At 35.0% G+C, this 14,444-nt stretch carries 17 protein-coding genes; all 17 read left to right on the top strand.

Annotated features, from left to right (window positions below):
* Positions 1–927 (top strand): helicase-related protein (locus NSQ74_RS22965; RefSeq protein WP_340826368.1); only part of this gene is annotated, 927 nt, incomplete at its 5' end.
* Positions 924–1,514, top strand: a complete 591-nt coding sequence (locus NSQ74_RS22960; RefSeq protein ID WP_340826366.1) for a ComF family protein — start codon at positions 924–926, stop codon at positions 1,512–1,514. The genes NSQ74_RS22965 and NSQ74_RS22960, both read left to right, overlap by 4 nt.
* A gap of 84 nt (positions 1,515–1,598) precedes the next feature.
* Entirely contained in the window at positions 1,599–2,012 is a 414-nt protein-coding gene (locus NSQ74_RS22955) for a TIGR03826 family flagellar region protein (protein WP_337982047.1), read from the top strand.
* A 259-nt stretch (positions 2,013–2,271) separates the two neighbouring features.
* The gene (flgM, locus tag NSQ74_RS22950) at positions 2,272–2,532 is read left to right on the top strand and encodes a flagellar biosynthesis anti-sigma factor FlgM (protein ID WP_173479684.1); all 261 of its coding nucleotides are present in this window, start codon (positions 2,272–2,274) and stop codon (positions 2,530–2,532) included.
* A gap of 26 nt (positions 2,533–2,558) precedes the next feature.
* Complete coding sequence (locus NSQ74_RS22945; RefSeq protein ID WP_340826361.1) at positions 2,559–3,059, top strand: flagellar protein FlgN; 501 nt, start codon at positions 2,559–2,561, stop codon at positions 3,057–3,059.
* Between the two features lie 33 nt (positions 3,060–3,092).
* Positions 3,093–4,640: a flagellar hook-associated protein FlgK gene (flgK, locus tag NSQ74_RS22940; RefSeq protein ID WP_340826360.1), complete on the top strand. Its 1,548-nt coding sequence runs from the start codon at positions 3,093–3,095 to the stop codon at positions 4,638–4,640.
* A gap of 44 nt (positions 4,641–4,684) precedes the next feature.
* On the top strand, positions 4,685–5,596 hold the full coding sequence (flgL, locus tag NSQ74_RS22935; RefSeq protein WP_340826359.1) for a flagellar hook-associated protein FlgL: 912 nt from the start codon (positions 4,685–4,687) through the stop codon (positions 5,594–5,596).
* 79 nt (positions 5,597–5,675) lie between these two features.
* A complete protein-coding gene (locus NSQ74_RS22930; RefSeq protein ID WP_340826358.1) occupies positions 5,676–6,239 on the top strand; it encodes a DUF6470 family protein in 564 nt (187 codons plus the stop codon).
* A 17-nt stretch (positions 6,240–6,256) separates the two neighbouring features.
* Positions 6,257–6,700, top strand: coding sequence for a flagellar assembly protein FliW (fliW, locus tag NSQ74_RS22925; protein ID WP_340826356.1), 444 nt, complete (start codon positions 6,257–6,259; stop codon positions 6,698–6,700).
* On the top strand, positions 6,700–6,918 hold the full coding sequence (gene csrA / locus NSQ74_RS22920) for a carbon storage regulator CsrA (protein WP_340826355.1): 219 nt from the start codon (positions 6,700–6,702) through the stop codon (positions 6,916–6,918). The genes fliW and csrA overlap by 1 nt, the downstream gene beginning before the upstream one ends.
* Before the next feature lie 180 nt (positions 6,919–7,098).
* Positions 7,099–7,917, top strand: a complete 819-nt coding sequence (locus tag NSQ74_RS22915) for a flagellin N-terminal helical domain-containing protein (protein ID WP_340826353.1) — start codon at positions 7,099–7,101, stop codon at positions 7,915–7,917.
* Positions 7,918–8,006: 89 nt separating this feature from the next.
* Positions 8,007–9,683 carry a motility associated factor glycosyltransferase family protein gene (locus NSQ74_RS22910; protein WP_340826351.1) on the top strand — a complete coding sequence of 559 codons (1,677 nt, stop codon included), beginning with the start codon at positions 8,007–8,009 and terminating at the stop codon, positions 9,681–9,683.
* Between the two features lie 3 nt (positions 9,684–9,686).
* A complete protein-coding gene (locus NSQ74_RS22905; RefSeq protein WP_340826350.1) occupies positions 9,687–10,025 on the top strand; it encodes a hypothetical protein in 339 nt (112 codons plus the stop codon).
* A gap of 20 nt (positions 10,026–10,045) precedes the next feature.
* The gene (locus NSQ74_RS22900; RefSeq protein ID WP_340826349.1) at positions 10,046–11,047 is read left to right on the top strand and encodes an NAD-dependent 4,6-dehydratase LegB; all 1,002 of its coding nucleotides are present in this window, start codon (positions 10,046–10,048) and stop codon (positions 11,045–11,047) included.
* Entirely contained in the window at positions 11,044–12,204 is a 1,161-nt protein-coding gene (locus NSQ74_RS22895; protein WP_340826348.1) for a LegC family aminotransferase, read from the top strand. The genes NSQ74_RS22900 and NSQ74_RS22895 overlap by 4 nt, the downstream gene beginning before the upstream one ends.
* A complete protein-coding gene (gene neuC, locus NSQ74_RS22890) occupies positions 12,201–13,355 on the top strand; it encodes a UDP-N-acetylglucosamine 2-epimerase (RefSeq protein WP_340826346.1) in 1,155 nt (384 codons plus the stop codon). The genes NSQ74_RS22895 and neuC overlap by 4 nt, the downstream gene beginning before the upstream one ends.
* Positions 13,356–13,508: 153 nt before the next feature.
* Entirely contained in the window at positions 13,509–14,444 is a 936-nt protein-coding gene (locus NSQ74_RS22885; RefSeq protein ID WP_340826345.1) for a hypothetical protein, read from the top strand.

The raw sequence follows: 14,444 nt of genomic DNA, 5'->3' as shown, positions 1-14,444 counted from the left end.
TGTGGGGCTGGGAAGACTGAGCTGCTTTTTCAATCTGTACATTATGCGTTGGAAAAGGGGTTACGGGTTTGCATCGCCGCGCCACGAACGGATGTGGTGCTAGAGTTATTTCCACGCTTTCAACGGGTTTTTCCTCAAACGGTCATTCATGCTTACTATGGTGGAGCGCCGAAGCAGGACGGATATGCGCAACTAATACTGGCTACGACTCACCAGCTATATCGCTTTGAACAGGCATTTGATGTGATGATTATTGATGAGGCGGATGCTTTCCCATATTCATTCGATGAAACATTAGCAAGAGCCGTGAAAAAAGCTAAAACTGCAAAAGCCTCAACTTACTTTATTACAGCTACACCATCACAGTCATTAATCAAAGAGTTTGATCATTGCTCATTTATTCCAAAAAGATACCACAACAAGCCTTTGCCAGTGCCACGCTTCAGCTCGCTATGGGGATATGAAAAAAGCTTAGAGCGTGGGAAAATTCCTCGGAAGTTAAAAGAATGGACAGAGGAGCGGCTTACTAAAAAAGAGCCTTTTCTTATATTTTTCTCGAAAGTTGAATTGTTGAAAATTGCAACGCCACTTTTTCAAAGGCTACATGCAAGTATTTTAGCCGTTCATGCTGAGGACCCAGAAAGGAAACAGAAAGTACTTCAGCTACGTAATGAAGAAATTCCTGGGTTACTAACGACGACTATATTAGAAAGAGGTATTACGATAAAAAATGTACAAGTCGCTGTTGTTGGGGCAGAATCGTCTATTTTTACTGCAAGCGCATTGATTCAAATTGCTGGACGAGTAGGGCGGCATGAAAATTATGCAGAGGGAGATGTGATGTTTTTTCATCATGGCATTACAATAGCAATGGATGAAGCACGAGAGAAAATAAAATATAACAATAAGGTAGCGTTCTCGCAATGAACAAAGTAGAAATGTTTTGTTTATTATGTGCACAGCCTTTGCGTATCGTTCCTAGCTGGAAAACACTTTTAATAAGAAACTTCTCACCTTGCCTTTGTGAAAAATGTGCCTCCAAATTTGAGCGTACATCTACACCAACAGCACTTTATCAATATAACGATGCAATGAAGAAGTATTTGCATCAATTTAAATTTCTTCAAGACGTTGCACTCGCTAAAGTATTTCGACAGGAGTTACATGCACAATTTAAACGTGAGACAGCAACAATTATTCCGATTCCTATGCACCCTATTAAGCAACAAGAACGTACCTTCTCACATACGGAGGAGCTTCTAAATGCCGCTAATATTCCTTATAAACAACTATTAGAAAAAACAACTATAGAAACACAAAGCTCAAAAAATAGGGAGCAACGTATAAAATCAGCTCCACTTTTTCGACTAATGCCTACAGCGCAAGTTGAGCATAAAGATTATCTCCTTTTTGACGATATACAAACTACAGGGACAACACTAAGGCATGCGAAACAAGTTTTACTAGAAGCGGGCGCCCGAAATGTTCGAACCTTCACTTTAATTAATGGATGAAAATGCTAAAACATCATGTATAATAGATTACGAATTTAGGATTCGTGTAATTAAATAGTGATCATGCAAGAGGAGGAAGAATAGATGGCTGAGGTTCGAAATTGTCCAAAATGTAATGAGTTTTTTAATTATACAGGGGTCAGAGACGTATGTCATAAATGCGCGCAATCAGAAGAGGAATTATACCAAATTGTTTATCGTTTTTTACGAAAACGTGAAAACCGTGCGGCTACAGTAGAACGAATTGTGGAAGCAACGGGTGCTGAAGAGGAACTATTGTATAAGTGGGTTCGTAAAGGTCGTTTACAGCCAGCAATGTTCCCGAACTTAGGCTATCCATGCGATAACTGCGGTCATTTAACGACAACAGGGAAACTATGTACAAAATGCCAAGATGAATTAAAATCAGAACTTCGCACATTTGAGGCAGCGAAGGAGTTCCGTGAAAGTGTAGCTGAGCATGATCGTGTAACATATCATGCTGAACGTAAAAAATAACAAGATGAAAAGAGTTGTCTTACACTAGAGTTGAGCTTCCTTCACTTACACATGTTCAATGCTCATGCGAATCAGCAAGCAAATTGTAACAGGAAATTCAAAATGACGAAGTTAAATTATACACCTTAAAGATGGTTGATAAGCAAAAGTGTGTTAATTTTAAACAAAATTAGCACACTTTTTTATATTTGAAAACTTAACATTGTTGGAGACAATCCGAAATAATAGTAAGATAAGCTTTTAAGATAGGGGGATGAACATGAAAATCACATCGTATGGTGTTAATGCTGTTAACGCATATAAAAATCAAGTACGCAATGTCAAATCTGGCGACAATAAAGCGTCATTCGCTGACAAAATTGAAATTTCAAAAGCAGCGCAAGAAATGCAAGGTGTAACGACGTACAGTACTGAACGTGCTGAACGCGTGCAACAATTAAAGGCAGATATTGATTCTGGAGAATACAAGGTCAATGCTCGCAAAGTTGCTGAAGATATGCTGAAATATTATCGTTTCTAGGAAATACAGAAAGGGTGCTTAGTAATATGACTGTAGAAACAATTTGTTCTACATTAACAATATTAGAGAGAATGCATAAAAGCTTACTCGAACTAGCCTTTAGAAAAACAGAAATTATTAAAGCTGGCGATATCGAAGCACTAGACCAAATGCTCAAGGATGAGCAGGCACATGTAGCGGCCATTGATAAGCTCGAGCAACAGCGCCAGGTACAGGTAACCGAATACCTTGGAGCAAAAGGAATTGCTTCAACTGACAAAATGTCTGTTGCTGATGTCATCGAGGCTGCTGAAAAAGAAGCTGAAAAAGAAGCACTTTCAGCTGTTCGCAATCGACTAATGCTAATCATCAACGATTTACGCAAACAAAATGAACTCAATCAAAAATTAGTATTCCAATCATTACAATTTGTCAATCTAACATTAGATGCGCTACGCCCACGCCCAGAGCAAATAAATTACTCTGGTCGTGAGGTACGTGGTACGAATACAGTAGCCAAAAAATCGTACTTCGATTCGCAAGCATAATTCTTTTAAACGTTACTAAAGGGAGGAATAAAGATGCGCTCAACATTCATGGGCTTAGAAACAAGTAGAAGCGGTTTATTTACACAGCAATCTGCTTTATATACAACAGGTCATAATATTTCAAATGCCAACACACTTGGATACTCACGCCAACGAGTAAACATGCAAGCTACACCAGGTTTCCCAACGGCAGGTTTAAACACGCCAAATTACCCTGGACATATGGGAACAGGGGTAGAGACTGGTTCCATTCAACGTATTCGCGATGAATTTATTGACCGTCAATACCGTCAGGAAACAAATAAGCTAGGTTATTGGGAATCACGTTCAAATGCAATATCTCAAATGGAAGATATAATGGATGAACCTTCTCAGTACGGTTTAAACGCAGCATTAGAACAGTTCTGGAAAGGTCTACAAGATGTTAGTACAGGTCCAGAAAATGCGGCATCACGTAAAGTTGCCATCGAACGTGCCAACCATTTAGCAGAATCATTTAACTATATTGATACGCAATTAAAAACAATTCAAGGTAACTTAGGTAACGAAATTAGTGTTTCAACAAATCGCATCAATTCATTACTAAAGCAAATTGCTTCTATTAATAAGCAAGTGCAAGAAGTTGAGCCAAATGGTCATGTACCAAATGATTTATATGATGCTCGCGATGTGTTAATCGATGAATTAAATAGTTATATCCCCGTCTCAATTGAACGCGTTCCTTCTGGTGGACTTGCTTCTAGTGTAGCTGAAGGCAGTGTAACTATTACATTTAAGCCATATGGCACAAACACAGCTATTAAATTAGTGAATGGTAAAGATGCTGCTAGCATCGAAGTAAATAGTGGGGCTACACAAATTGATGGAACGGATTTATCGAAAGTATTTACTAGCATCAATGTAACTGGTACAGGTACAGCAGATTCAGGAACTATTACATATGACCAGCTAGAGCCTGGTAAAGGTAAATTATTATCATTGATCAACTCTTATGGATATCAAGATGGAGCAGATGTTAAAGGCTATTATCCAGAAACGATGGCTAACCTCGACAAACTTGCGTCTGAATTTGCAAATGTCTTTAATGCGATGCATAAGCAAGGATATGATTTAACAGGTGCTCAAAGCACAATCGATTTCTTTGAACCAATTGATAATACAAAACCGATGTCTGCCGGAAATATTAAAGTGAATGCTGATCTTTTGAAAGATCCTTCAAAGTTGGCTGCTTCTAACAAGCCAAATGAAGAAGGGAACGGCAAATGGGCACTTGAGCTTTCAAATATCCAATCAAAAGTTCAAGCAAATTTAGACGGCGCAACATTTAACACATTCTATCAAGGAATCATTGGAAAGCTCGGTGTCGACGGAGAAGAAGCAGCGCGCTTAAACGCTACTTCTGAAACACTACTTGTAACAATCGGAAACAACCGTGCTTCAATCACTTCTGTATCACTTGATGAAGAAATGACGAATATGATTACATTCCAACAAGCATATAACGCAAATGCACGTATGATTACCGTTATCGATGAAACATTAGACAAAATCATTAATGGCATGGGCCGAGTAGGAATTTAAATAAAAACTAATGAGTACGACTAAAGGAAGGAGCTTTTACAAACATGCGCGTAACACAATCTATGTTATCGAATAACATGCTTCTAAACTTAAATAATAGCTACGGAAAAATGTCGAAGCTACAAGATCAACTTACTTCAGGCTCTAAAATCACGAGACCTTCAGACGACCCTGTTGGAGCAGTTAAAGGAATGGGCTATCGCCGAGACCTAGGTAGAGTTGAACAGTATTCACGTAATATGAATGAGGTCAATAACTGGCTGGATACATCTGATGAATCACTAAATCAAGTGGGCGAACAAATGAAGCGAGTACGTGAGCTAGTAATTCAAGCAGCGAACGATACAAATTCAGCTGATGAACGAGCGAAAATTAAAGCTGAAATCGATCAAATTCGCAATCAAATTCAAGATGTAGGTAATACAAAAGTAGGTGATCGCTATATTTTTAGCGGTACAAAAACTGGACAGCCATTATTTGCGAATGGTGCAATTAATGGAAATGTAAATTCCGAAGATGTTAAGATTGAAGTGTATGATGGTATTGAAATGAAAGTGAATACAGCTGGGGTGGATTTATTTAAAAATGTAGATGACATGATGGGGAAAATTTCTGATTTGTTAGATCCAAATAGAACTCCACTTGCAACAGCTGATGAGATAAGTTCAACGTTAGGTGGCTTTACTAGTACAAGTACATCAGATGATATTAATACGATGCACAATAAAATTCTCGAAGCTCAGTCAGATGTTGGTGCACGTCAAAACCGTGTGGAATTAATGGAAAACCGCTTATCTATTCGCGAAATTAGCGTAACGAAGCAATTGTCGAATAATGAGGATGTTGATTATTCAAAAGCTATTACAGAAATGGTAACGTCAGAATCAATTCATCAGGCAGCATTATCTGTTGGCGCTAAAATCATTCAACAATCTTTAGTAGATTTTATTAGGTAAATACAATTGATTTTTCCGCTAATAAATTCAAGCGTTTGAACATTTTGTTCAGACGCTTTTCTTGAAAGGAGAAGTGTACATGAGACTCCCACAAATCCAAATTCGCACAACGGACGCACAAATTGATCTTAATATTTCTAAGCCACAGCAATACATTAAACAACCAAGTGCTACGCAGCATATTGAACAGCCTGCTGCAATACTTGATATCAATACAACACGTGGTGTATTGAAAATTGATTCATCCCAAGCAAGACGTGATTTAGGCTTAATTGGACCATTAGAATCAAGTGCAAATTATGCGCAAAAAGGTAAACAAGAGGCAATGAAGGGCATGGCACGCAGAGCAAAAGAAGGCCGACAAATGATGGAGGCTGCCGGCAAAGATCAAGGAAGAGCAACAATCCAAAATATCGCCAAACAAAACCATGGTCCACACCGTGTTCAATTTAATATAAAATTTGTGCCATCTGTTGGATCTGTTAAAATTGACTATACGCCAGGTACAACCGACGTCAACATTCAGCGTAGAGAACCAATAATTGACGCACAAGTGAATAAACCGATCCATGAATACACACCAGGTAAAGTAACTGGTACAATGATACAAAGACCAGATGTTGACATTGATGTTATCGTTTAAAGGAGTGCACGAAAAATATGAAAATTGCTACTAAATTTTTAGGGGAAGTCGAAATTGATGAACAAGACATCCTGACATTTAAGCTGGGATTACTCGGATTAGAAGAATTTAAGAAATTTATACTTATACCTATCTCTGAAGAACACCCATTAGTATTGTTACAATCGATTGAACAAGAAGATATAGGCTTTGTCGTCGCATACCCATTCGCATTTAAAAAAGACTACAGCTTTGAATTAAGTGAAGAGGACATAGAGCAATTACAAATAGAAAATGAAAAAGATATTTTAACATACGCAGTTGTCACAATGAAGGAAACATTAAAGGATTCCACTATTAATTTACTTGCGCCATTAGTTATTAATTTGACAGAAAAATGTGGTAAACAAATAGTATTGCATGACAATAAATCCTATCCATTAAGATACCCATTGGATTCGTTGGAAGGAAGTGCTAAATAATGTTAGTGCTTTCACGTAAAAAAGATGAGTCCATTATGATAGGCGATCAAATTGAAATTAAAATATTAGCAATCGAAGGTGATCAAATTAAACTTGGGATAGTTGCGCCTAAAACAGTAAAAGTGCATCGTTCTGAAGTTTTTGAAGCAATTCAAGCGCAAAATAAAGAAGCACTTGCTTCATCTTCAAGTTTTTTAGATCAGCTGAAGAAAAAATAAAATAATAACTATGAATCTATTACATAAAAAATAAAAAAACTTTTAAATAACTATTAAACTTTTCTAACTACTAACGATATATAGATTGTAGGGTAAGGGAAGTACATATATACAACCTAAACCGACAAAATTCCACACGGACGTGGAATTACAAAACAAACATTCAAGGAGGAATTCCAAATGAGAATTCAACATAACATTTCAGCTTTAAACACACACCGTAACCTATCTTTCAACAACACTCAAGCTTCTAAAAACCTTGAGAAATTATCTTCTGGTTACAAAATCAACCGTGCTGGTGACGATGCTGCTGGTTTAGCAATTTCTGAAAAAATGCGCGCTCAAATCAAAGGTCTTGACATGGCTACTAAAAACTCTCAAGACTCTATCTCTTTAATTCAAACTGCTGAGGGTGCTCTAAACGAAACTCACTCAATTCTACAACGTATGCGTGAATTAGCGGTGCAATCTGGTAATGATACTAATGAAGATACAGACCGTAAATTCTTACAAGATGAAATTTCTCAATTAAATGCAGAAATCACACGTATTGCTACTACTACTGAGTTCAACGAAAAAACTCTTTTAAATGGTGATTTTAAAACTGACGGTTTAGTATTCCAAATTGGTGCTAACGAAGGTCAAACAATGACTATGACAGTTGGTTCTATGGGAGCTACTGCATTAGGAGTTGACGTTGTAGATATTTCTTCTCGTGGAGGAGCAAGTTCTGCTATTTCAACAATTGATGCTGCTATTTCAACAGTTTCAACACAACGTTCTGCTTTAGGTGCTGTTCAAAACCGACTAGAGCACACAATTAACAACTTAGGTGCTGCTTCTGAAAACTTAACAGCTGCTGAATCACGTATCCGTGATACAGATATGGCTGCTGAAATGATGGCGTTTACTAAAAACAACATCCTTACTCAAGCTGCACAATCTATGTTAGCTCAAGCAAACCAACAACCACAAGGCGTTCTTCAATTATTACAATAATACTATACTTCGAAAAACCTTTTCCTTTTGGAAAAGGTTTTTCTTTATTTTTAAGTTTTTTTTCCGATATAGATAAAGAGGTGAACATAGTGGAGATTCAATATTTGAACGCAAAAAATGGAGAAAATATAATAAAAATAAATGATTATTTTTTACATAGTAACTATAATCCTTCAAAAGAAGCTGCAACTTTTATTGAAAGAAGTTATAAAAAGGATGCTGTACAAATTGTTTTCGGTTATGGGGAGGGACATTTTGTTAATGCGTTAAAAAGTAAGATGTCTTTTAATGACAAATACATAGTGATTGAACCAATATTACAGATAAAAAATAAAGAGAATCATGTTATTCCTTACGAAGACAGTAGACAATTGCAAAGGGATTTATCGACATATATAAAAGTAACTGATCGTATAAATGTTATATTATCGCCAAATTATGATCGGCTTGTTCCTGAGAAATATAAAGATTTTTTAATGATAATAAAGCAATTACAAAAACAAGCAATATTTAATGAAAATACAATAATGTACTTTCAAAATAAGTGGGATAAAAATTTTCTTATTAATTTGTCGCATACGTTAAAGGATGAGTCACTAGCTAAATTACGAAATGCATACTCTTGCCCAGTAGTTATAGCCTCTGGAGGTCCTTCTCTTACAAAACAGATTCCTATGTTAAAGAAATATCGTCATAAGCTAGTATTAATAGCTGCAGGTTCTGCTATTAATACACTACTGCAGTTTAATATAGAACCGGATTATACAGTATCAATTGATGGTAGTGAAGAAAACTATAATCATTACAAAGGCCTTAAGTTGAAAAATAGTAAATATATTTATGAAATGTATAGTCATCCAGATATAAGAGATAGCTTTAAAAGTGCATATTATTTTACGGGTCAAATATCTAGTGATATAGAGGAATATCTTAAGCAACGGATTGGTAGTGATATTGCAAGTTTACCTGGCGGAGTTTCCGTAGCAACTTTTTGCTTATCAATAGCAATGTATATCTCAACTGGTCCTATTGCATTAATTGGTCAAGATCTTGCATATACCAATAATCAAACACATGCGGAAGGAAATAGAAGGCTGTCAAAGATTGATGAAGAATTTAAAAATAAGACTCGATTAATAGAAGCACCTGGATACTATGATGATGTTGTATTAACAAGTTTTGATTTATTAGTAATGAAAGATATATTCGAAGATTTGCTACTTTTGGCAGGTACAGAAAGAGAAATATATAATTGTACAGAAGGTGGTATAAAAATAGAGGGCTATAATCAGTTACCCTTTGAGGATTTTTGTACTCATAATGCATTGAATTTAATTCAATTGGAGGAACCTAAATTAAAAGAAAAAGACTATTATAATTACTCTGTATCTCAAATATTGTCTAAGCTAAATGAAGAACTAAAAATATGTAAAGAACTTCAAAGTATATGTGTGAAATCTTTAGAAGTTTTAAATTCGAATTCTTCAAATAAAGAATTTCTATCTAGCGTTTTGAAGAAGTTAGATAAAAACGACAAGAAAATAAAAATGATTATTCAAAAAACAGCTTTATCGATTACTTTTCAAGCAATCGATATATACGTATTGAAATATTTCAAAGCAAAACAAAATGAGACAAAAGAAGAACAATATACAAGAGTATATAGTCAAAGTAAAACATTATATGAGAAAATGAGTGAGGCTACAAACCGTTATTTAAACTATTTACAACAAACTATCACTATTTTAGAAAATGAAGGAGTATAACTAATGAATGAGTTAATTATTGAAACACAACAAAGCTATAATGATTATTTAGCAAAACTAGTAAAAGGTTGTGATGATATTGTTGGTAATATTCAATCTAATAATTTACAGCAAGCTTTACAGTTGATTTTACAATTCAGCGAAGGTGCTACATGGTTAGTTGATATTAATCAAAAGCTTTCAACACTAGGCATTAATAATGAGCTGAAGCATGAATCAATTCAAGAATACTTTAGCCAAATTAATACTGGTTTAGAAATACAAGATTTTGTATTAGTATCGGATATGTTTGAATATGAAATTAAACCGTTTTTTGAAAGCTGTACATTATATGAAATTTAAAATTAAGGGTTGTTTATAATATGAATAAAAAAATCTTAGTAACCGGAGCAGATGGCTTCATAGGCTCACATTTAACAGAAACATTAGTACGACAAGGATATGATGTTCGTGCATTTGTTTATTATAATTCATTTAATTCATGGGGCTGGTTAGATCAGTCTTCATCGGAAATTAAATCATCATTGGATGTGTTTTCAGGTGATATTCGAGATCCTTATGGTGTAAAAGAAGCTATGAAGGGTTGTACGCATGTTCTTAATTTAGCAGCGTTAATTGCAATCCCTTATTCTTACCACTCTCCTGCAACTTATGTAGATACAAATGTGACAGGGACTTTAAATGTAGTACAAGCAGCGAAAGAGTTAGGTGTTGAAAAAGTAGTACACACATCTACAAGTGAAGTATATGGAACAGCGTTATATGTACCAATCGATGAAGAGCATCCGTTACAAGGACAATCACCTTATTCTGCATCAAAAATAGGCGCTGATCAGATGGCATTGTCATTTTACCGCTCATTTGATACACCTGTATCGGTTATCCGTCCGTTTAATACATATGGGCCTCGCCAATCAGCTCGAGCTGTTATCCCGACAATTATTAGTCAGTTAGCAAATGGTAAAACGAACATTAAGTTGGGAGCTATAAGCCCTACACGTGATTTTAACTATGTAAAAGATACAGTTAACGGTTTTATATCTGTTATGGAATCTACTAATTCAATCGGGGAAGTTATTAATATCGGCTCAAATTACGAAGTTTCTATCGGTGAAACTGCGGAAATGATTGCAGATATTATGGGTGTAGATTTAACAATCGAAACGGATGAGCAACGTCTACGTCCTGAAAAAAGTGAAGTCGAGCGTCTTTGGGCAGAAAATAAAAAGGCGAAGGAACTACTTGGATGGGAACCACAATATTGTGGTAAAGAGGGCTTCCGTAGAGGTCTTGAAGAAACAATAGAATGGTTTACAAATCCTAAAAACTTATCTCAATATAAGGCAGATGTTTATAATATATGAATAATCAATGGGTTGAATTTGCAAATAATGTAAAGAGACTTTACGGTAAAGATTTTGTGCCATTACATGAGCCAACATTCAATGATAAAGAAGTTGAATATGTGACGGATTGTATCAAAACAGGGTGGGTATCTTCTGTAGGTGCTTATGTTACGCAGTTTGAAGAGGAATTAGCAAAGTTTGTTGGAATGAAGCATGCTGTCGCAGTTGTGAACGGCACTGCAGCACTTCATATTGCTTTAAAAGTAGCGGGGGTAGAGGCCGAAGATGAAGTGCTGATGCCTTCGCTTACTTTTATTGCTACAGCAAATGCAGTTTCTTATTTAGGGGCCGTACCACATTTTATTGATGTGAGTATGGAAACGTTAGGTATTGATCCAAGTGTCTTAAAAATTCATCTAAATAAAATTACAGAATTACGTGAAGGAGAACTTTTTAATAAGGAGACAGGCCGACGAATTAAAGCGTTAGTGCCTATGCATACTTTCGGACACCCAGTAGATATGGAGGGAATTCAAGGAATTTGCAATGACTATCGCATAGAGTTGGTAGAAGATGCTGCAGAATCATTAGGTAGCTATTATAAAAATAAGCATACAGGTAGTTTTGGTAAAATAAGTGCTATTAGTTTTAATGGCAATAAAATAATGACTACTGGCGGTGGCGGAGCTATTATAACTGATGATGCAACGCTAGCATCCTATGCAAAGCATTTAACAACTACGGCTAAAATTCAGCACAGTTGGGAATACAGGCACGATGAAATTGGTTTTAATTATCGAATGCCAAATTTAAATGCTGCCCTTGGTTGCGCTCAATTAGAAAAAATGCCGGAATTTATTGCACAAAAGCGCTTGTTAACAAAGAGGTATGAGCAATTAATTACAAATTTACAAGGTGTACATTTATTTAAAGAACCAAAATCTTGCAAAAGTAATTATTGGTTACAAACATTAATATTAGAGGACGTAATTAATCGCGATGAAGTATTAGCAATTTTAAATGAAAATGGTGTTATGAGTCGTCCAATTTGGACCCCAATGCATAAACTTAATATGTTTAAAGATTGTCCAAGGATGAATTTAAGGGTGACAGAATTTTTAAACGAACGAGTTATTAATATACCGAGTACACCTATTAAAGAGGGTATTTTATGAAGCGGAAAATTTGTATCGTAACGGGAACTAGAGCCGAGTACGGTTTATTAACTAATTTAATGAAGCAAATTCAAGGTGAAGAAGGTTTTCAATTACAACTGGTTGTGACAGGAATGCATCTTTCGCCTGAATTTGGAAGCACCTATAAGCAAATTGAATTGGATGGTTTTAGAATAGACGAAAAAGTAGAAATGCTATTATCTTCAGATACAGCTTCAGGTGTAGTGAAATCAATGGGACTAGCGATGATTGGATTTGCAGATGTTTTTGAGCGTTTAATGCCAGACTTAATAGTTGTATTAGGTGATCGTTTCGAAATCTTAGCAGTTGCTCAAACAGCACTTGTAATGAATATCCCAATTGCCCATATTTCAGGTGGAGAAATAACTGAAGGGGCTATTGATGATTCAATCAGGCATGCAATTACAAAATTAAGTTCTTTACATTTTCCTGCAAACGATGAATACAAAAGAAGAATCATCCAATTAGGAGAGCAACCTAACCGAATTTTTGTTGTTGGGGATCCAGGTGTGGAAAATATTAGGAAAATGAATTATGCTTCACAGTTTGAACTAGAGGATTACTTTGGATTTAATTTAAGTAAGCTTTTTCTTATTACGTTCCATCCAACTACTTTAGAACCTAGTATGGCAAAATCTCAACTTACAGAATTATTCTTGGCTTTAGATGAATTTAAAGATTATAATATCATTTTTACAAAATCAAACGCTGACAGTGATGGCAGAATCATAAATGAAATGATTGATGAATATACGGCTAAAAACAATACAAGAGTTAAATCCTATTTTTCTTTAGGTCAAAAAAGATATTTAAGTACTTTAAAAATCGCTAAAGTAGTAATAGGTAATTCTTCAAGTGGTATTGTTGAAGCACCAGTTTTATCCGTACCTACGGTGAATATTGGTAATAGACAAAAAGGAAGATTAAAAGCTGAATCAATTATTGATTGCGATATTATGAAGGATAAAATCGTGGCTGCAATTTCACAAGCTATAAGCAGTGATTTCATTGATAACTTAGAAAATATGCCTCTTAAATATGATGGTTATGAAACATCAACTGAGATTGTTGAGATTTTGAAAGACTTAGATTTTTCAATTTTGACAAAAAAGAAATTCTGTGATTATTAGAAAGGAGGTAATAGTATTCGAATAGGTGGAGATTTTGAATTAACGCCAAATTTATTAGTAGGGAAACCAATAAATAATTTAAATAACTGGGTAATAGATAGTGGTAGTGACATAGTTTGGACAGATACTGGTCGCTCCGGAATTTATTTAGCTTTGCAAGACTTATTAAAAAAGGGAATAGAAAAAGTAGCGTATTTACCAATATTTTGTTGTGAATCAGTGAAACAACCTTTTATACAATTAGGCTTTGAAATTAAATACTATTCAATGGGAGAGGATTTACAACAACCGAAGTCTTTACCTGTAGATTTAAATAATAAAGTATTTTTATTTATTAATTATTTTGGCTTTGAAAATAAATGTATATATAGTTGGTTACAAAAAAAGAAGGAAGTTCAATCTTTTTTTGTAATAGAAGATTGTGTCCAGGCTGCCTTTAATAGTTTCGACCATACACTTTCCGATTACATCATATATAGTTTTAGAAAATTTACCCCTCAACCAGATGGTGCAGCTTTAATTGCAAGGTCATCTAAATTCAATTTGGAGCTTGATACACATTACGATAACGAAGAGTTTTTAGGTAAACAAATTTTTGGAAAAGTATTAAGGGCGAGTGTAGAAGATGAAGCGCTATATTTAAACTTATTAAAAGATTCAGAGTTACTATTAGATGTACCTATTCTTCCAAGTGAGATTTCGGATATATCTAAATTAATTATGAATAGAATTGATATAGTTGAAGTGAAAAGAAAGAGAAAAGAGAATTGGGAAAATTTATTTTATGAGCTGGATTCGAATGATTTTTTGAAAGCAAATATTAAAAGCTTGTTTAAATGTCTTGGTAATAATATTGTACCATTGGGTTTTCCTATCATTGTAGATGAAAAGAAAAGAGATGAACTATTAAGTTTTTTGAGGTCGCGAAATATATATTGTCCAGTACATTGGCGTATCAGATCTTCATCAATAAAAGAGGATTATGAATTAAGCAAAAAAATAATCACAATACCCATTGATCAAAGGCTAGGCGAAGCAGAAATCAAATACATCATACAAACATTAATTAATTTTTACGAGGTGCATTAA

Source organism: Lysinibacillus sp. FSL W8-0992 (assembly GCF_038008685.1).
Classification (GTDB): domain Bacteria; phylum Bacillota; class Bacilli; order Bacillales_A; family Planococcaceae; genus Lysinibacillus.
The sequence above is the reverse complement of the archived record's forward strand: the minus strand, read 5'-3'. Positions and strand labels throughout refer to the sequence as shown.

Bases quoted from the DNA above. Each gene is read 5' to 3' on its own strand.
- NSQ74_RS22960 (WP_340826366.1), top strand. From the start codon at position 924: ATGAACAAAGTAGAAATGTTTTGTTTATTATGTGCACAGCCTTTGCGT.
- NSQ74_RS22955 (WP_337982047.1), top strand. From the start codon at position 1,599: ATGGCTGAGGTTCGAAATTGTCCAAAATGTAATGAGTTTTTTAATTAT.
- flgM (WP_173479684.1), top strand. From the start codon at position 2,272: ATGAAAATCACATCGTATGGTGTTAATGCTGTTAACGCATATAAAAAT.
- NSQ74_RS22945 (WP_340826361.1), top strand. From the start codon at position 2,559: ATGACTGTAGAAACAATTTGTTCTACATTAACAATATTAGAGAGAATG.
- flgK (WP_340826360.1), top strand. From the start codon at position 3,093: ATGCGCTCAACATTCATGGGCTTAGAAACAAGTAGAAGCGGTTTATTT.
- flgL (WP_340826359.1), top strand. From the start codon at position 4,685: ATGCGCGTAACACAATCTATGTTATCGAATAACATGCTTCTAAACTTA.
- NSQ74_RS22930 (WP_340826358.1), top strand. From the start codon at position 5,676: ATGAGACTCCCACAAATCCAAATTCGCACAACGGACGCACAAATTGAT.
- fliW (WP_340826356.1), top strand. From the start codon at position 6,257: ATGAAAATTGCTACTAAATTTTTAGGGGAAGTCGAAATTGATGAACAA.
- csrA (WP_340826355.1), top strand. From the start codon at position 6,700: ATGTTAGTGCTTTCACGTAAAAAAGATGAGTCCATTATGATAGGCGAT.
- NSQ74_RS22915 (WP_340826353.1), top strand. From the start codon at position 7,099: ATGAGAATTCAACATAACATTTCAGCTTTAAACACACACCGTAACCTA.
- NSQ74_RS22905 (WP_340826350.1), top strand. From the start codon at position 9,687: ATGAATGAGTTAATTATTGAAACACAACAAAGCTATAATGATTATTTA.
- NSQ74_RS22900 (WP_340826349.1), top strand. From the start codon at position 10,046: ATGAATAAAAAAATCTTAGTAACCGGAGCAGATGGCTTCATAGGCTCA.
- NSQ74_RS22895 (WP_340826348.1), top strand. From the start codon at position 11,044: ATGAATAATCAATGGGTTGAATTTGCAAATAATGTAAAGAGACTTTAC.
- neuC (WP_340826346.1), top strand. From the start codon at position 12,201: ATGAAGCGGAAAATTTGTATCGTAACGGGAACTAGAGCCGAGTACGGT.